14 protein-coding genes are annotated in these 16,591 nt (G+C 71.8%); 7 read left to right on the forward strand and 7 right to left on the reverse strand.

The window, feature by feature from the left end; genetic code table 11:
- Positions 1 to 21 precede the first annotated feature (21 nt).
- Positions 22 to 987 carry a LysR family transcriptional regulator gene (locus RGI145_RS17745; RefSeq protein WP_075799417.1) on the forward strand — a complete coding sequence of 322 codons (966 nt, stop codon included), beginning with the start codon at positions 22 to 24 and terminating at the stop codon, positions 985 to 987.
- A 355-nt stretch (positions 988 to 1,342) separates the two neighbouring features.
- Here RGI145_RS17745 and RGI145_RS17750 read toward each other — a convergent pair whose 3' ends face one another.
- A complete protein-coding gene (locus RGI145_RS17750; protein WP_083670905.1) occupies positions 1,343 to 2,170 on the reverse strand; it encodes a siderophore-interacting protein in 828 nt (275 codons plus the stop codon).
- A gap of 11 nt (positions 2,171 to 2,181) precedes the next feature.
- Positions 2,182 to 2,823: a PadR family transcriptional regulator gene (locus RGI145_RS17755; protein ID WP_027281901.1), complete on the reverse strand. Its 642-nt coding sequence runs from the start codon at positions 2,821 to 2,823 to the stop codon at positions 2,182 to 2,184.
- Between the two features lie 226 nt (positions 2,824 to 3,049).
- On the opposite strand from RGI145_RS17755, the gene lepA reads away from it, so the two are divergent.
- From lepA to RGI145_RS17770, 3 genes are all read left to right on the forward strand, one after another.
- Positions 3,050 to 4,855, forward strand: coding sequence for a translation elongation factor 4 (lepA, locus tag RGI145_RS17760; protein ID WP_075799418.1), 1,806 nt, complete (start codon positions 3,050 to 3,052; stop codon positions 4,853 to 4,855).
- A 219-nt stretch (positions 4,856 to 5,074) separates the two neighbouring features.
- Positions 5,075 to 6,046, forward strand: coding sequence for a tripartite tricarboxylate transporter substrate-binding protein (locus RGI145_RS17765; protein WP_075799419.1), 972 nt, complete (start codon positions 5,075 to 5,077; stop codon positions 6,044 to 6,046).
- A 169-nt stretch (positions 6,047 to 6,215) separates the two neighbouring features.
- Positions 6,216 to 6,575, forward strand: coding sequence for a response regulator (locus RGI145_RS17770; protein ID WP_027281898.1), 360 nt, complete (start codon positions 6,216 to 6,218; stop codon positions 6,573 to 6,575).
- Between the two features lie 147 nt (positions 6,576 to 6,722).
- Here RGI145_RS17770 and hemH read toward each other — a convergent pair whose 3' ends face one another.
- The 3 genes from hemH to RGI145_RS17785 form a co-directional block, all read right to left on the reverse strand.
- Positions 6,723 to 7,826, reverse strand: coding sequence for a ferrochelatase (hemH, locus tag RGI145_RS17775; RefSeq protein ID WP_237183123.1), 1,104 nt, complete (start codon positions 7,824 to 7,826; stop codon positions 6,723 to 6,725).
- Entirely contained in the window at positions 7,823 to 8,878 is a 1,056-nt protein-coding gene (gene hemC, locus RGI145_RS17780; protein WP_075799420.1) for a hydroxymethylbilane synthase, read from the reverse strand. Before hemC ends, hemH begins: the two co-directional genes overlap by 4 nt.
- A gap of 163 nt (positions 8,879 to 9,041) precedes the next feature.
- Complete coding sequence (locus RGI145_RS17785; RefSeq protein ID WP_075799421.1) at positions 9,042 to 10,565, reverse strand: catalase; 1,524 nt, start codon at positions 10,563 to 10,565, stop codon at positions 9,042 to 9,044.
- A 126-nt stretch (positions 10,566 to 10,691) separates the two neighbouring features.
- On the opposite strand from RGI145_RS17785, the gene RGI145_RS17790 reads away from it, so the two are divergent.
- Entirely contained in the window at positions 10,692 to 11,660 is a 969-nt protein-coding gene (locus RGI145_RS17790; RefSeq protein WP_075799422.1) for a LysR substrate-binding domain-containing protein, read from the forward strand.
- Between the two features lie 385 nt (positions 11,661 to 12,045).
- On the opposite strand, the gene RGI145_RS17795 is transcribed toward RGI145_RS17790, so the two are convergent.
- Together RGI145_RS17795 and RGI145_RS17800 are read right to left on the reverse strand one after the other, a co-directional pair.
- Positions 12,046 to 12,414, reverse strand: a complete 369-nt coding sequence (locus RGI145_RS17795) for a cupin domain-containing protein (RefSeq protein WP_075799423.1) — start codon at positions 12,412 to 12,414, stop codon at positions 12,046 to 12,048.
- Positions 12,411 to 13,763: an amidase gene (locus RGI145_RS17800; protein WP_075799424.1), complete on the reverse strand. Its 1,353-nt coding sequence runs from the start codon at positions 13,761 to 13,763 to the stop codon at positions 12,411 to 12,413. The genes RGI145_RS17795 and RGI145_RS17800 overlap by 4 nt, the downstream gene beginning before the upstream one ends.
- 326 nt (positions 13,764 to 14,089) lie before the next feature.
- Between RGI145_RS17800 and RGI145_RS17805 the strand changes: the two genes are divergently transcribed.
- Both RGI145_RS17805 and RGI145_RS26165 read left to right on the forward strand, forming a co-directional pair.
- On the forward strand, positions 14,090 to 15,685 hold the full coding sequence (locus tag RGI145_RS17805; RefSeq protein ID WP_075799425.1) for an NADH-quinone oxidoreductase subunit D-related protein: 1,596 nt from the start codon (positions 14,090 to 14,092) through the stop codon (positions 15,683 to 15,685).
- A 49-nt stretch (positions 15,686 to 15,734) separates the two neighbouring features.
- Complete coding sequence (locus RGI145_RS26165) at positions 15,735 to 16,496, forward strand: NADH-quinone oxidoreductase subunit B family protein (RefSeq protein WP_335740085.1); 762 nt, start codon at positions 15,735 to 15,737, stop codon at positions 16,494 to 16,496.
- Positions 16,497 to 16,591 lie beyond the last annotated feature (95 nt).

The following is a 16,591-nucleotide window of genomic DNA, read 5'->3' on the forward strand; positions in this document are numbered from 1 at the left end:
CGGAAATGGTATGCCTGCCGGATGGCCACCCCCTCCCCCGCGCCCCTGCCGCCGGACTGGTTCGCGCGCTTCCGGCTGAAGCTGCGGCACCTGCAGCTCCTGGCCTCGCTGGACGAGACCCGGAACCTGAACCGCACTGCCGAGGCGCTCGGCATCACCCAGCCCGCCGCCTCCCGCCTGCTGGCCGAGATCGAGCGGATCGTGGGCGAGCCGGCCTTCCTTCGCCGCCCGCGCGGCCTGGTGCCGAACGCGCTGGGGGAGGTGCTGGCCCGGCGCGCCCGGACGGTGCTGATGGACCTGACCCAGGCGGCGGCGGAGATGAACAGCCTGCGCGGCGGGCTGGGCGGCGCCGTCGCGGTGGGCGCGGTGACCGGCCCGGCGGTGGATATCCTGAGCCGTGCCGTGGAGGCGGTGCAGCGCAGCAGCCCCGGGTTGCAGATCACGGTGGAGGTGGACACCAGCGCGCCGCTGGTGGCGCATCTGCTGGAGGGGCGGCTGGATTTCGTGCTGGCCCGGCTGCCGCCGGAGATGGCGCCGGATGCCATCCTTTATCGCGAGGCGGCGGAGGAGGAGCTCTGCTTCCTGGTGCGGGCGGGGCACCCGCTGCTGCACCGGCGGGGGCTGGCGCTGCGCGATCTGCTGGACCTGCCCTGGGTGCTGCAGCCGCCGGGCACGCTGCTGCGCCGGCGGGTGGACCTGCTCTTCCTGCGCCTGGGCCTGCCCCTGCCGGGGCGGATGCTCAACACCTCCTCGGTGCTGCTGACCCTGGCGAACCTGTCCCGCAGCGACGCGGTCGGCGTCATCAGCGGCTCCGTCGCCAATATCTTCGCGCCGAAAGGCCAGTTCCGCCGCCTGCCGCCCCTGCGCGACGTGCCACACCTCGCCGTGGAGCCCTTCGGCCTGATCCGGTTGCGCGAACGCCCTCTTTCCCCGCCCGCGCAACGCCTCTTCGGGGCCGTTGAGGGGTTGCTCTTTCCGGAAGGATGAGGAGGCCGTGCCCCTGTCCGGCCGCCGGGGGCAAGGCTCCGCCTCGCCCCCAAGCCCCCACTCCGCCGGGGACCGAAGCCGGTCCCCGGACCCCGGGCTTTCGTTGGCGCTGGTGGTGGCCGTGAGGCTGATGCCTGATCCCCGGGAACAGGTGGATCGGTGGGGCTCCCGAAGAAGAAGACGCCTTGTCCGCACGGGCGGCACCGGCCGTCGCCGGAGAGCATCACTCTCCGGCGCGATCCGGCCACAGCGGGCGCCAGCTCCTGGCAGGTCCAGGAGCCACCGGCTCCTGGCGGATGGGGGCCGGGGGGAGGGCAAGGCCGGAGGTGAAGCGCCACAACCGGCGCCCCCGGCATCAGTCGTTATGCGTCTCGTGTGCCCCGGCGGCACCGAGCTTCCAGTATCCGGCGGCCTTGATACGTTCCTTGGGCAGGCCGTGCCGCTCCACCAGGATCTGGCGCAGGCGCTTGGCGACCAGGGATTCGCAGGCGACCCAGGCATAGCCTTCGCCATCCGGCAGGGTCAGGGCGCGCAGCGCCTCCTCCAGCCCGCTGCCCTGGCCCGGCGGCACGCGGCCGCGATGGACCCAGCGCAAGTCGAGCTTCGCCTGGCTCCGCCAGACCTGCTCTTCCGCTGGCCCGGCCACCTCGGCGATGACCAGGGCATGGCTGCCCTCGGGCAGTTCTTCCAGGCGGCGGCCGATCGCGGGCAGGGCGGTCTCGTCGCCGACCAGCAGGTGCCAGTCGAAGTCCATGGGGATCACGAAGGAACCGCGCGGGCCGCCGAGGCCGATGCGGTCGCCGGGCTTGGCGCGGCTGGCCCAGTCCGTCGCCGGCCCGTTCTCGTGCAGGGCGAAGTCGATCTCCAGAATCCCCGCCGCCTCGTCGTAGCGGCGCGGGGTGTAGTCGCGCGCGGGCGGGCGCGGCTGGCCCTCGGGGAAGACGACGCCGTTCGGCCCCGCCACCGGCAGCGCCAACGGGGCGCCGGGCTCGGGGAAGAAGAGCTTCATATGGTCGTCGAAGGAGAGGCTGGTGAAGCCGGCGAGATCCGGCCCCGCCAGGGTGATCCGGCGCATGGCCGGCGTGATGTCCTCCACCCGCGTCACGTCGAGCTGGCGGAAGCGAAGCTCGTGGCGGACCCGGCGCGCCACCCGCGCCGGGGCCTTCTCCATGCCCGTGTCCATGGCTGTGGTCCTTATTCCCGCTCGATCCGTGTCGCGGTGGCGTCGATGGCCTCCACGATGCGGCGGAGCTGTTCCTCGGAGAGGTTGCCGCGACCGAGACGCAGCCGCAGGGCGAGCTTGAGGTTATGCATGGCACGGAGGATCTGCAACTTGCCGGCCGCGGGAGCCTCGCCGCCGGCCGCATCCATGCGGGCGAAGAGTGCATCCGCTTCCGCCTTCTGTTCGGCCAGGACGCGCTCGCCCTCCGGGGTGACGGCATAGAGCTTCTTGGCGCCCTCGGTGGCGGAAACGGCGATCTGGCCGAGTTCCTCCAGCAAGGTCAGGGTCGGGTAGATCGTGCCTGGGCTGGGGCGGTAGGCGCCGCCGAGCCGGGTCTCGATCTCCTCCATCAGCTCGTAGCCATGGCGCGGGCGCTCCGCGATCAGGCGCAACAGGACGAGGCGGAGGTCGCCGCTCTCGAAGAAGCGGCCGCCACGGCCACCATGCCGGCCACCATGATGGCCATGCCGGCCGAAGGGGCCGGAGCCACGGCCGCCGCGCTCACCGTCGCCGAAGTCGCGGTGGAAGCGGCGGGCCTCGCCACGGCCATCCTGACCGGGCCAGCGGGGATCAGAGCCACGGGGGTCGCGGCGGTGGGAGAAGAAATGTCGCATCGGGGTTTCCTCGATAGGGTTTCGATATATCGGAAAATAGGGAACACTCTCTCACAGTCAATATTCGATATATCGAAAATATTCACTTCGCCGGGATGTGCCCGCGACAGGGGCCATCGGCCCGCTCCGCGCTTGGTGCCGGGCGCCGGGTGGCTTATCTGAGGGGCGACAACACGCCCGCGCGGCCGAAAACCCGCCTCATGCCCGCATTCCGGCCGGACCCTTCATGACCGACACCCCCCTCTCCCGCATCCGCAACTTCTCGATCATCGCCCATATCGACCACGGCAAGAGCACGCTGGCCGACCGGCTGATCCAGAAGACCGGCGCCCTGTCCGACCGCGAGATGACCAACCAGGTCCTCGACAACATGGAGCTGGAGCGCGAGCGTGGCATCACCATCAAGGCGCAGACGGTCCGCCTCGACTACCGCGCCGCGGATGGCGAGCTGTACCAGCTGAATCTCATGGACACGCCGGGCCATGTGGACTTCGCCTACGAGGTCTCGCGCTCCCTGGCGGCCTGCGAGGGCTCGCTGCTGGTGGTCGATGCCTCCCAGGGCGTCGAGGCGCAGACCCTGGCCAATGTCTATCAGGCCATCGAGGCGGGGCACGAGATCGTCCCCATCCTGAACAAGGTGGACCTGCCGGCCGCCGAGCCGGAGCGGGTGAAGCAGCAGATCGAGGACGTGGTCGGCATCCCCGCCGACGACGCGGTGATGATCTCGGCCAAGACCGGGCTGAACATCGAGGGCGTGCTGGAGGCCATCGTCACCCGCCTGCCGCCGCCGCAGGGCAACCCGGACTCGCCGACCAAGGCGCTGCTGGTGGATAGCTGGTACGACGCCTATCTCGGCGTGATCATCCTGGTGCGGGTGAAGGACGGCCATCTGCGCCGCGGCCAGAAGATCCGCATGATGGCCAACGGTACCACGCACATCATCGACCAGGTGGGCGTGTTCCGGCCGAAGATGCAGACCGTCGAGAGCCTCGGGCCGGGCGAGATGGGCTACTTCACCGCCGCCATCAAGACGGTGGCCGACACCAATGTCGGCGACACGGTGACGGACGACCGCAACCCGGCGCCGGAGCCGCTGGCGGGCTTCAAGCCCTCCATCCCCGTGGTCTGGTGCGGCCTCTACCCCGTCGATGCGGACGATTTCGAGAAGCTGCGCGAATCCCTGTCCAAGCTGCGGCTGAACGACGCCTCCTTCCACTACGAGGCGGAGACCTCCGCCGCGCTGGGCTTCGGCTTCCGCTGCGGCTTCCTCGGCCTGCTGCACCTGGAGATCATCCAGGAGCGCCTGAGCCGCGAGTTCGACCTCGACCTGATCGCGACCGCGCCCAGCGTGGTCTACAAGATCAACAAGACGAACGGCGAGAAGATCGAGCTGCACAACCCGGCCGACATGCCGGACGGCTCGGTGATCGACACGATCGAGGAGCCGTGGATCAAGGCGACGATCTTCGTCCCCGACGAGTATCTCGGTTCCGTGCTGGCGCTCTGCTCCGAGCGGCGCGGGCAGCAGATCGACCTCACCTATGTCGGCAGCCGCGCCATGGCGGTCTACAAGCTGCCGCTGAACGAGGTGGTCTTCGACTTCTATGACCGGCTGAAGTCGATCTCCCGCGGCTATGCCTCCTTCGACTACACGATGGACGGCTACGAGGAGAGCGACCTCGTGAAGATCTCCATCCTGGTGAACAACGAGCCGGTGGATGCGCTGAGCTTCATGGCGCACCGTTCCCAGGCGGAGAAGCGCGGGCGCTCGATCTGCGAGCGGCTGAAGGACCTGATCCCCAAGCAGCTCTTCAAGATCGCCATCCAGGCCGCGATCGGGTCCCGCGTCATCGCGCGCGAGACGATCGGCGCGCTGAGCAAGGACGTCACCGCCAAGTGCTATGGCGGCGACATCTCGCGCAAGCGCAAGCTCCTGGAGAAGCAGAAGGAGGGCAAGAAGCGCATGCGGCAGTTCGGCAAGGTCGAGATCCCGCAGAGCGCCTTCATCGCCGCCCTGAAGATGGACGCCTGACGGGCGCGCTTCCCCCGCCAGGGAAGCACCCTGCCTTTTCCCGTCTGGCCTTTTCCCGTCTGGCCCGCCACCGGTGGGCCGGAAGTAGGCGCAGGGCGGAAATTGTTGCCAAACAACAATGAAAACACTCTTTTCCGCAAGCCCGAATCGGCTTCTTCGTCGTTGACCTTTGCAGCGGCGCATCCTTCGATGACGAAATTATAATCCGGAGGAAATGACATGATTCGGCGCTGTGCCCTGGCCCTGGCGGCCGCCTTCCTGGCCCTGCCGGCCGCCGCGCAGGACGCCTATCCCAGCCGCACGATCACCATGACGGTGCCCTTCGCCGCCGGCGGCCCGACCGACACGGTGGCGCGGCTGGTCGCCGAGGCCATGGGGCGCGACCTGAAGCAGACGGTGGTGATCGAGAATGTCGGCGGGGCCGGCGGCACGCTGGGCGCCGCCCGGGTCGCCCTGGCCAGGCCGGACGGCTATGCCATCCTCATGCACCATATCGGCATGGGCACGACGCCGACCCTGTACCGGCGCCTGTCCTATGACCCGGTGAACGGGTTCGAGACGGTGGGCCTCGTCACCGAGGTGCCGATGACGGTGATCGCGCGCAAGAACATCGGCGCGAACACGCTGGCCGAGCTGACGGCGCTGATGAAGCGCGAGGGGACGAAGATCAACCTCGCCAATGCCGGAATCGGGGCGGCCAGCCATCTCTGCGGCCTGCTCTGGCAGAGCGCCATCGCCACGCAGGTGACGACCGTGCCCTATCGCGGCACCGCCCCGGCGATGACCGATCTGGTGGGCGGCACGGTGGACGTGATGTGCGATCAGACCACCAACACCACCGAGCAGATCAAGGCCGGCTCCGTGCGCGCCTTCGCCGTGACCACGAAGGACCGCCTGGCCGCCCTGCCCGAACTGCCGACGGTGCAGGAGGCCGGGCTGCCGGGCATGGAGGTCTCCATCTGGCACGGCATCTACACGCCGCGCGGCACGCCGGCGGCGGTCAACGAACGGCTTTCCAACGCCCTGCGGACCGCGCTGAAGGACCCGCATGTGGTCGCGCGCTTCGCGGAGCTGGGCACCGCCCCGGTGGCCGATGCGATGGCCACGCCGAAGGCGCACCGGGACTACTGGATGGCCGATATCGCGAAATGGCGGCCGGTGATCCAGGAAGCCGGGCAATATGCCGACTGAACCGGACGCCCTGCACGGTCCCTCCGCCCCGGCCGCGGGATCGCCCGGGGAGCCGCCCTGCGCGGCCTCGGGGCGGGGCCGCGAAGGAGATGTCCTGGCAGTGCATCGCAATCAGGCCCGGTCCAGGCTATAAGGCAGGAGCGAAAACGGAAGTGAGCGGGCATCGGGCATGAGCACACTGGAGGGACGTCGGGTCCTGGTCGTGGAAGACGAGACATTGGTTGCGATGCTGGTGGAGGATACGCTGCTCGATGCCGGCGCGCAGGTCCTGGGCCCCGTGGCGACCGTGGCGGCCGCCCTGCAACTGATCCAGACCGAGAGGCCGGACGTCGCCGTGCTCGACCTGAATCTGGCGGGCGAGACCTCCGAGCCGATCGCCGATGCGCTGACCGGCCTGGGCGTGCCCTTCGTGGTCGCTTCCGGCTATGGACAGGCCGGCGTGCCGACCCGGCATGCGAATGTGCCGGTGCTGGCCAAGCCTTATGCGCCCGAGGAACTGACCCAGGCCCTCGCCCGCCTGCTGCCCTGATCCGCCACCCGGCGCCCTGCCCGGTCCGGGCGCGCCGGAAGCGTTCCACGGCCGCCCGGTGCAGATCCCGCCAGGCCGGCGGCCGCTTTTTCTGGTTCGTCGCCCGTCACGGGCTCCGCCTCTTCCTTGGAGGCAGGTCCCGGCCCCTCACGCGCCGGGCGCGGACGGCCCCGGCAACCAGCCGGCCAGTTCCTCCCGCAGCAGCGCTTCCAGCAACGCCACGGCACCGGGGGAAGCGTTCAGGCAGGGGATCACCGTGTAGTCCTCGCCCCCGGCCTCCATGAAGACATGCCGCGATTCCCGGCCGATCTCGTCCAGCGTCTCGACGCAATCGGACAGGAAGCCCGGCGTGATCATCGCGACGCGCCGGATGCCGCGCCCGGGCAGCCCCGACAGGACATCGTCGGTATAGGGCTCCAGCCAGGGCTCCCGGCCGAAGCGGGACTGGAAGACAAGGGGGAATTCCGCCTCGGACAGGCCGAGCTCCCGGCGCAGGGCCAGCATGGTCCGCTCGCATTCGGCCAGATAGGGATCGCCCTTCTCGACATAGGCGCGCGGCAGGCCGTGGAAGGAGGCGAGCAGCATCTGCGGTGGCCGCTCCAGCCCGGCCAGCGCCTGGCGCACCGAATCGGCCAGGGCACGGATATAGGCGGGATGGTCCGGGAAGGAGGGTGCGATCCGCAGCGCCGGCTGGCGCCGCATCCGCATCAGCGCGCGGAAGGCGTCGTCCGCCACCGTCGCCGTGGTGGTGGCGCTGTATTGCGGATAGAGCGGCAGGACCAGCACGCGGTCGCAGCCCTCCGCCATCAGCGCCCGCATCCGCTCGTCCACGCTCGGGCGGCCATAGCGCATGGCCCAGTCCACCGCGACCTCCCCCATGCCGTGCCCCATGCCGCCCGGGGAGGCCAGATGCTCGCGCAGCATCTCCGCCTGGGCGCGGGTGAAGGTCCGCAGGGGGGATTCATCCTCCGCCGCGCGCCAGATGCGGCGGTAGTTCGCACCGGAACGGCGGGGACGCGCGGCCAGGATCACGCCCTGCAGCAGCGGCTGCCAGAGCAGCGGATTCACCTCGATCACCCGCCGGTCGCTGAGGAACTGCGACAGGTAGCGGCGCATCGGCCAATAGCCCGTGCCGTCCGGCGTGCCGAGATTGACCAGCAGCACGCCGACCCGGCCCTTCGCGGGCTCCGGACCGCCGCTCACCGGCGCATCCCCGGCGGAGGCCAGGGAGATCGGGGCCACATGGGTCATGCCAGGATATCCGCCGGGCTCCCGGCCCGCAGCCACTCGCCCAGCTCCCGGCCCAGCCGCGCCGCATCGCCGGGCGCGCCCTCCAGGCTGCGCTTCAGCAGGAAGGAGCCGTCCTCCCGCGCCAGAAGGCCGGTCAGGCGCAGCCGCCCGCCAGGCAGGAGCCGCGCATGGGCGCCGACCGGCGTGCGGCAGGAGCCGCCGAGCGCCGCCAGCAGCGCCCGCTCCGCCGTGGCGGCGATGCGGGTGGGGCGATGGTCGATCATCGCGAAGAGGCGCCGCGTCTCCACATCTTCCTCCCGGGCAGTGACGGCGATGATGCCCTGTCCGGCCGCCGGCACCAACTCCTCCTCCGGGTCCAGCGCCATCACGGCCGCATGTTCCAGGCCCAGGCGGCGCAGCCCGGCCATGGCCAGCAGGGTGGCCGCGAAATCGCCGCCCTCCAGCGCCCGCAGCCGCGTGCCGACATTGCCGCGCAGCAGGCCGAAGCGCAGGTCGGGCCGCAGGTGGCGAAGCTGCGCCTCGCGCCGCACCGAGGCGGTGCCGATCCGTGCGCCCTGCGGCAGTTCCGGCAGGGCGCCCCGGCGGAAAACCGGCGGCACGGCAGGGCCCAGGACCAGGGCGTCGCGCACATCCTCGCGCGGCAGCATGCCGGCGATGACGAGGCCGGGCGGCAGCTCGGTTTCCAGGTCCTTGAGGCTGTGCACGGCGAAATCGACCCGGCCGTCCAGCAGCGCCTCGTGGATCTCCTTGGCGAAGAGCCCCTTGCCGCCGACCTCGGCGAGGCGCCGGTCCTGGACCTGGTCCCCGCTGGTACCGATCACGCGCGGCCGCGCGGGACGCCCGCCGGGCATCCCCTCGCCGCCCAGCAGCGCCAGCACCTCCCGCGTCTGCGCCAGCGCGAGCGGGGAGCCGCGCGTGCCTGCCCGAAGCGCCGGCGGACGGGACTGCGTGGTGAGGCCGGGGGATGGCGAGCCAGGGGATGGCGGAACGGGCGCCGCCGGCTGAGTGGCGATGCGGTTCGGGGTGGCGGGGGCGAGCAGGGCGGCGGACATCCGGAGGGTTCCGTTCGCAGGAAGACGATTCGGGGAAAAGAGCGGACCTCCGGCTGGGAAGAGGGGTTCGCCGGAGGTCCGCAGCGGCATGGCATGGGTCGGCCCGCCGCCGGAGTGCGCCGCGGCCCGAAGGGGCGGGCCGCGGCGGTCTCTCAGGCCGGGATCACTCGGCGGCCTGCTGCGCGCCCACATCGGCGGCGGTGGTGGGCGCCGAGGCCGGGCTGGTATGGACCCGGTTCAGCGCGCGCTCCACGCCGGCGGCATAGGCCGGGTCCGCCTTGCGGAAATGCTCGAGCTGGCGGGCGACGATCTCCCGCGGCACGCCCTGCATCGCGCCGGCGATGTTCCGGAACAGCCGCTCCTGCTGCTCGGCACCCAGAAGGCGGAACAGGTTGCCCGGCTGGGTGTAGTCGTCGTTGCCGTCGCGATGGTTGTAGTAGTCGGCATTCCCGTTGATGCGCAGGGGCGGCTCCTTGGCCGAGGGCTGTTCCACCGGGCCGTTGAAGGAATTGGGCTCGTAGTAGTGGTCCGTGCCGCGCGGCGCGTCGAAGCGCATCGGCCCGTCGGCGTGATAGGTGTTCACCTGGCTGCGCGGACGGTTCACCGGCAGGGCCTCGTAATGCGTGCCGACGCGGTAGCGGTGCGCGTCGGCATAGGCGAAGATCCGGCCCTGCAGCACCTTGTCCGGGGAGAAGCCGATGCCCGGCACGATGTTCGAGGGCGAGAAGGAAGCCTGCTCGATCTCCGCGAAGTAATGCTCGGGGTTCCGGTTCAGCTCCAGCACACCCACATCGATCAGCGGGTACTCGCCATGCGGCCAGACCTTGGTCAGGTCGAAGGGGTTGTAGGAGGTCTTCTCCGCATCCGCCTCCGGCATGATCTGTACGCAGACGCGCCAGCGCGGGAAGTCGCCCTGCTCGATCGCATCGTACAGGTCGCGCTGCGCGCTCTCGCGGTCCTCCGCGATGACGGTGTTGGCTTCCTCGTTCGTCCAGGTCCGGATGCCCTGCATGGACTTGAAGTGGAACTTCACCCAGTACCGCTCGCCGGCATCGTTCCAGAAGGAATAGGTGTGCGAGCCGTAGCCGTTCATGAAGCGGTAGCCCTGCGGCAGGCCGCGATCCGAGAACAGGATCGTCACCTGGTGCAGGCTTTCCGGCGAGAGCGACCAGAAGTCCCACATCGCCGTCGCCGAGCGCATGTTGGTGCGCGGATGGCGCTTCTGCGTGCGGATGAAGTCCGGGAACTTCATCGGATCGCGGATGAAGAAGACCGGCGTGTTGTTGCCGACAAGGTCCCAGTTGCCCTCCTCGGTGTAGAACTTCAGCGCGAAGCCGCGCACGTCGCGCTCGGCATCCGCCGCGCCGCGCTCGCCCGCCACGGTGGAGAAGCGCAGCAGCACCTCGGTCTTCTTGCCCACCTGGGAGAAGATCTTCGCCTTGGTGTAGCGGCTGATGTCATGGGTGACGGTCAGCGTGCCATAGGCGCCCGAGCCCTTGGCATGCACCACGCGCTCCGGGATGCGCTCCCGGTTCTGGTGCGCCAGCTTCTCGATGAGCTGGTAGTTCTCCAGCAGGATCGGGCCGCGCGGGCCGGCGGTCAGGCTGTTCTGGTTGTCGGGCACCGGGGCGCCGGCGGTGCTGGTCAGCACCGGACGGGTGGCGCCGTTCTGCGGGTCCTGGGTCATGAAAGCCCTCCTCATTTCAATCTCGGAAGCTCTGGGGACAAATATGAGCCACCGCTTCCCATCGGCGAAATTGAACGTTCCTATCCTTTCGATAGGTGTTACCTAAGAAGGGAACAGGATGGACCCATGACCCCGAACACCTTGTCCGGCCTTTCCCTGCGCGATCTCGAATATGCCGTCACGGTCGCGGAGCTGCGCCATTTCGGCCGGGCGGCGGAACGCTGCGGCGTCAGCCAGCCGGCCCTCAGCGAGCAGATCCGCAAGCTGGAAGGGCTGCTTGGCGTCACGCTGTTCGAGAGGTCCAGCCGCCGGATCGAGCTCACCCATCAGGGGGAGAGGCTGCTGCGCCAGGCGGAGGTGGTGATCCGCGAGGCGCGCGGGCTGCTGGAAATGGCCAAGGGAGAGGCCGAGCCCCTGACCGGGCCGCTGCGCCTGGGGGTGATCGCGACGCTCGGCCCCTATTACGTGCCCTGGCTGCTGCCGGACATGCGGGCGCGCTATCCCGGCCTGAGCCTGCGCCTCCAGGAAGGGCGGACCGGCGAGCTGCTGGAAGCGCTGCAGCGCGGCACGCTCGACCTGGCGCTGGTCGCCCTGCCCTCCGGCGCGGCGGGCCTCACCGAAGCGCCGCTCTTCTTCGAGCCCTTTCAGCTCGCCTGCCCGCAGGGGCATCCGCTGCTGGACCAGGAGCGGATCGGCATCGGGGAGCTGGACGGCCAGGGGCTGCTGCTGCTGGAGGAAGGGCACTGCCTGCGGGAACAGGCGCTCTCCCTGTGCCATGTCCCCGCCGGAATGCGCGAGGCGCGCTTCGCCAGTTCGCTGGAAATGCTGCGCCACATGATCGCGGCGGGCGAGGGCTATTCCCTCCTGCCCCTGCTGTCGCGGCGCGAAGGCACCGCGCTGGACGGGCTCATCGGCTACCGCCCCATGCGGGAACCCCGGGTCGGCCGCACCATCGGGCTGGTGTGGCGCGGCACCGACCCCCGCGGGCCGGTCTTCTCGGAACTCGCGGACGTGTTGCGGGACACCGCCCCGCCCGGAACCGATCCGGATGGAAGCCCGGCTGAGCCGGCCGGCATCGAGCGGCAGGCGCCGTAGTCCGGAGGACTGGTTCGCGCGTCCGGCGTTTCGCTGTCCCGGGGGAAAGGCTCCGCCTTATCCCCCGGCCCCCCTATCCGCCAGGACGCTGCGCGCCCTGGACCCCATTCGTTGGTTCCTGCTGACGCTGGATCGCGCCGGAGAGCATCGCTCTCCGGCGACTGCCGGTGCCGCCAGCGCGGACAGGGTGATTTTGTTCCTCGGAGCCCCGCTGATCCACCTGCTCTCGGGGATCGAACGTCAGGCTGACGGCCGCCACGGGAGCCAGCGAAAGCCCGGGGTCCGGGGACCGGCTTCGGTCCCCGGCGGAGAGGGTGTGGGAGAGGCGGCGCCTCTCCCACGGCGGGCAGCCACGAAGAGGAGAGGAACGGTCCGGCAGCGGTGCTCAGCGCCCGGGCTCGTCCGCCTGCCCTGGCTCCGGCCCGCCATGCACGGCGAGCCAGAGCGTGTCCTCATCCGGCGCGACCCAGGCGACGCGGTGGCGGCACCCCGCCGGCAACAGCACCCAGTCCCCGGGTGCGAGGCGGCGTTCCTGGCCACCGCCGAAATCCAGCACTGCCGCGCCGGACACTAGCAGCACGAATTCCGGCCAGTCCTGCTCGTACCAGCCCAGGCTCGCCGGCCCGAGGGGACCGCGCGAGGCGATGCGCTCGATCCGGGCGCCGGGCAGGTGGGCGAGGCCGGTGAAGGCCTCCTCGCCTGCCGCTGGCCGCGTCCCTTCCGCCAGCCGCCCGAAGCGCGGCGCCGGGGTCATGCCCGCAGCGCGGCCTCGGCGCCCTGGGCCAGCGCCAGCAGCGCCCGGTCCGCCCCCCGCGCCCCTGTCAGCATCAGCCCGACCGGGGCGGTGCCGGGGGCCTGGCAGGGCAGGCTGATGGAGCAGCGGTCGAGGAAGTTGCCCACCGCCGTGTTCCGCAGCAGCAGGAGGTTCAGGCGGTTGTATTCCTCCGTCGTTTCCACCGCGGCAATCGCGGGCGGGGTGACGACGCAGGTCGGGCAGAGGAAGGCATCGAAGCCCTCGGTGCGGGCATTCGCGGCGGCGATGATGCGCGCCCGCGCCACCTGAAGGTCGAGATAGTCCGCCGCCGTCATCGCTGCGCCCTTCTCGATACGCGCCAGCACGCGCGGGTCGTAGGCATCGCGGGCGCGCGCGATCAGCGGCGCGTGCCATGCCCAGGATTCCGCCGCCGCGAAGCCGCCCTTGGCATTGGCGGGAGGGATGTCGCGGAGTTCGGGAAAATCGATCTCCTCGATTCGCGCCCCGGCCTTCTCCAGCCTGCGCAACGCCGCATCGAAGGCTTCGGCCACGGCGGTCTCGATGCCGTCGAAGAGGAAGGTGCCGCGCGGCACGGCGAGGCGGGCACCGGACAGCGCGGCGGGGGCCGGGGCCACACCCTCCTCCTCCCCCGCCATGATCGCGTCGAGCACGGCGCAACAGGCGGCGGTGTTGGCGAGGGGACCGAGGCTGTCCAGCGAATGGCTGAGCGGCACGGTGCCCGTGAGCGGCACGCGGCTGGCGGTGGGCTTCCAGCCGACGATGCCGCACAGCGCCGCCGGCACGCGGCAGGAGCCGCCTGTGTCGGAGCCCAGCCCGGCGAGGCCCATGCCATCCGCCACCGCCACGGCGGCGCCGGAGGAGGAGCCGCCCGGCAGGCGCCCGGTGGCGCGGTCCCAGGGCGAGCGGGGGGTGCCGTGATGCGGGTTCACGCCGAGGCCGGAGAAGGCGAATTCCACCATGTTGGTGCGGCCCAGCACCACGAAGCCGGCCCGTTCCAGCCGCGCCACGGAAGCGGCGGTGCGGGTGGCGGGCGGGGCGTCGCGCAGCGCCGTGGAGCCGGCGGTGGAGGTGACGCCCGCCTGGTCGTAGAGATCCTTGATGCTGATCGGGATGCCTGCCCAGCGCGACGGCGCCCGCCCGGCCCGGCGCAGCGCGTCCATGGCCCCGGCGGCGGCACGGGCCTGTTCCGCCTGCACCGCCACGAAGGCCCGCGCCCCTTCGCCCTCCGGCTCGGCGATCCGCGCCAGCGCGGCCTCCACCAGTTCCAGGCTGCTGGTGCGCCAGTCTGCCAGGGCCTCGGCGGCGGCCTCGATGCTGCGGTATTCCATGCTCACCCCTTCCGCCCTCGAGCGGGTTCTCTGGCCTCCGCCACCCGGCCCCGGTCGTGATGGGGGCGGGCGGGAAAGGCACGACGCCGCAGGGGAAACCCGCCCCGCCGGTTTGGCAAGGCGCCCGTGGCGCATGGGAAGGCAGCCCGGTATCGCGCGTGGGGTTGGCGGGGCGGCCGCGCACCGGAAAAGTCCCTGCCGCCCCGCGGAGGACGGTCACTTCTTCCGCAGGGCGGCACGGCAGGCCCGTGCGGCCACCTTGCCAGACGGGCGCGCCTGCCGCTTGGTGCATCCGTCCCGACCCGTCCCGGAACCTCCTGGGGTGCATGACCGAAGCCGCTTCCCGCCTGATCCGTTCCGGCAGCCCGCAGAGCTGCCACCCGCATGAGCGCTACCTGCTCCGCAGCACGGACTGGGATGCCCTGCCGGAAGCGCTGCGGCAGGAGCCGGCGCTGGACCTGCTGAGCCTCTGGGCGGAGCCTGGGCTGGTCCATGCCGCCTTCCTGAAGCGCGCCCCGGAGGGCGGCACGCCGGCGCGGCTGCTGTTGGCCTCGGCGCCGCTGCGCGAGGGGCGCTTCGCGGCGTTGTCTCCCGCGCGGCCGGGCGCCGCACTGTTCGAGCGCGCGGCGCGCGACCTCTGGGGGGCCACGGCACAGGGTGAAGACGGGGCGGCCCCTGCCATCCCGGGCAGGGGCGGCGGCCTTTCCGTCCGGGTCGCCCCCGTTCCTTCCCCGGGGGTGGTCGATCCGCGCCCCTGGCTGGATCACGGCCGCTGGCTGTTCGACCGTCCCCTTTCCGCCGTGCCGGTGCGCCGGTCGGCCCCGCCACCGCAGCCGGAATTCCGCCCGCCGCCGGAGGGCGAGGGGCTGCACCAGCTCGCCCTCGGCCCCGTGCGTGCCGGCATCGCCGAGCCCGCGCATCTGCGCCTGGACCTGATGGGCGAGCGCGTGACGCGGCTGGAAGCGCGGCTGGGCTATGCCCACAAGGGCACGCTGGGGCTGATCCGCGGCAAGTCGCCGCGCGGCGCCGCCCGTTTCGCCGCGCGCCTGTCGGGGGTGGATGCGGTGGCCCATGGCTGGGCCTTCGCCATGGCGGCGGAGGCGGCGGCCGGTCGCGCCGTTCCACCCCGCGCCACGGTGCTGCGCGGCGTGCTGGCGGAGCTGGAGCGCGTGGCGAACCACCTGGACGCCTGGGCCGCCGCCTGCCGCGCGGCGGGGGCGGGCGAATGCGCCGCGGCGGCCGCGCGCCTGCGGGAGATCCTGCGGCGGGCGCTCGGCGCCGCTTTCGGGCACCGGCTGGCCATGGATGTGGTGGTGCCGGGCGGGCTGGCGGTGGACCTGGCGCCGGAGGGGGAGGCGGCGCTGCGCGCGGCGCTGGAGGTGGCGGCGGCGGGGCTGGCGGCGCTGCCGCCTCAGCCCGCCCCGGCGGCCGAGCGCCTGGCCGGGGCTGGGCGCCTGCCGCTTCCCCTGGCGGAGCGTTTCGCGGCGGGGGGCGTGGTCGGCAGGGCCTCGGGGCGGGATTTCGATGCGCGGCGGGACCTGCCCCATGCGCCCTATGACCGGCTGGGGATTCCGCTGTCCCGGGGCGGCGACGCGGCCGCCCGGCTGGCGCTGCGGCTGGCCGAGGCGCGGGAAAGCCTGCAGCTCCTGCCCCTGTTGCTCGATGCCCTGCCGGACGGGGAGATCGCCATCCCCCTGCCGGCGCGCGCCGGGGAAGGGGTGGGCGTGGTCGAAGGGGCGCGGGGCGAGGTGCTGCACTGGCTGTCCCTGGACGGCGAGGGGCTGGTGCGGGCCTGCTTCGCCCGCGATCCGGCCTGGCTGCACTGGCCCTTGCTGGAGGCGGTGATGGAGGGGAGCGAACTGGCCGATCTCGCCCTTTGCGAGCATTCCTTCGGCCTGACCTGCAGCGGGGTGGACCTGTGAGCCCGCGCCCTGGAGCGGCCCGTGCCGCATGGCCGGAAGGAGGCGCCCGGTGAGCGCCCGCCTGCCCTGGTCGCGGCTGATCCGCAACCTGCTCCATGCCCCGCCGGCCGAGGCGCCGCCCAGGCCTCCGGCCGATCTGGTCGCCGCCTTGGCGGCGCAGATGACCGCCGGTGCCCATGCCCGGTTGGGCCGCAGCCTGGCGATCCGGGAGATCGATGCCGGTTCCTGCGGTGGCTGCGAGGCGGAGATCGCCGCCCTCGACGCCCCGCCCTACGAGCTGGAGCGCTTCGGCCTGCGCTTCGTGGATTCGCCACGGCAGGCCGACCTGCTGCTGGTGAGCGGCCCGGTGACGCGCAACATGGCCGAGGCGCTGCGCCGTGCCCATGCCTGCATGGCGCGCTCTGCCTGGGTGGTGGCCGTGGGCGACTGCGCGGTGGATGGCGGCTGCTTCCACACTTCCCCGGCGGTGGAGGGCGGGGTCGGGGCGGTGCTGCCGGTGGACCTGCTGATCCCCGGCTGCCCGCCGGCTCCGGAACAGGTTCTGGAAGGGCTGCTGGCGCTGCTCCAGGCAGGCGGAACCGCGCCCGCTCCGCCGCAGCCGATCGCACCCCAGGCGGCGACGCCCTGGCCCCCAGGGCAAGACGCGGAGGAGCCTTGGCAGCCGGACCCGCCCGGGCAGGCCCTGCCGCCGGAGGAAGACCTGTCGCCAGGGAAAGACTGGCCGGCGGAAGACGCCGCCGGGGAGGATAGGGCGGACCCGCCCGGGGCGCGGCCGGATGGCAGGGACGGTCCGGGCAGCCATTCCGGCTGAACCGTTCCCCCGCATCGGGCAACGCCTTTCCCGGCCGTTCCGCCCTTGGTCTCATCCCCTGGGGTCATCCCTGGGTCATCCCCTGGGTTCATCCG

Source organism: Roseomonas gilardii (genome assembly GCF_001941945.1).
Taxonomy (GTDB): domain Bacteria; phylum Pseudomonadota; class Alphaproteobacteria; order Acetobacterales; family Acetobacteraceae; genus Roseomonas.

Coding starts and splice junctions, on each gene's coding strand:
- RGI145_RS17745 (WP_075799417.1), top strand. CDS start 22: ATGGCCACCCCCTCCCCCGCGCCCCTGCCGCCGGACTGGTTCGCGCGC.
- RGI145_RS17750 (WP_083670905.1), bottom strand. CDS start 2,170: ATGGACACGGGCATGGAGAAGGCCCCGGCGCGGGTGGCGCGCCGGGTC.
- RGI145_RS17755 (WP_027281901.1), bottom strand. CDS start 2,823: ATGCGACATTTCTTCTCCCACCGCCGCGACCCCCGTGGCTCTGATCCC.
- lepA (WP_075799418.1), top strand. CDS start 3,050: ATGACCGACACCCCCCTCTCCCGCATCCGCAACTTCTCGATCATCGCC.
- RGI145_RS17765 (WP_075799419.1), top strand. CDS start 5,075: ATGATTCGGCGCTGTGCCCTGGCCCTGGCGGCCGCCTTCCTGGCCCTG.
- RGI145_RS17770 (WP_027281898.1), top strand. CDS start 6,216: ATGAGCACACTGGAGGGACGTCGGGTCCTGGTCGTGGAAGACGAGACA.
- hemH (WP_237183123.1), bottom strand. CDS start 7,826: ATGACCCATGTGGCCCCGATCTCCCTGGCCTCCGCCGGGGATGCGCCG.
- hemC (WP_075799420.1), bottom strand. CDS start 8,878: ATGTCCGCCGCCCTGCTCGCCCCCGCCACCCCGAACCGCATCGCCACT.
- RGI145_RS17785 (WP_075799421.1), bottom strand. CDS start 10,565: ATGACCCAGGACCCGCAGAACGGCGCCACCCGTCCGGTGCTGACCAGC.
- RGI145_RS17790 (WP_075799422.1), top strand. CDS start 10,692: ATGACCCCGAACACCTTGTCCGGCCTTTCCCTGCGCGATCTCGAATAT.
- RGI145_RS17795 (WP_075799423.1), bottom strand. CDS start 12,414: ATGACCCCGGCGCCGCGCTTCGGGCGGCTGGCGGAAGGGACGCGGCCA.
- RGI145_RS17800 (WP_075799424.1), bottom strand. CDS start 13,763: ATGGAATACCGCAGCATCGAGGCCGCCGCCGAGGCCCTGGCAGACTGG.
- RGI145_RS17805 (WP_075799425.1), top strand. CDS start 14,090: ATGACCGAAGCCGCTTCCCGCCTGATCCGTTCCGGCAGCCCGCAGAGC.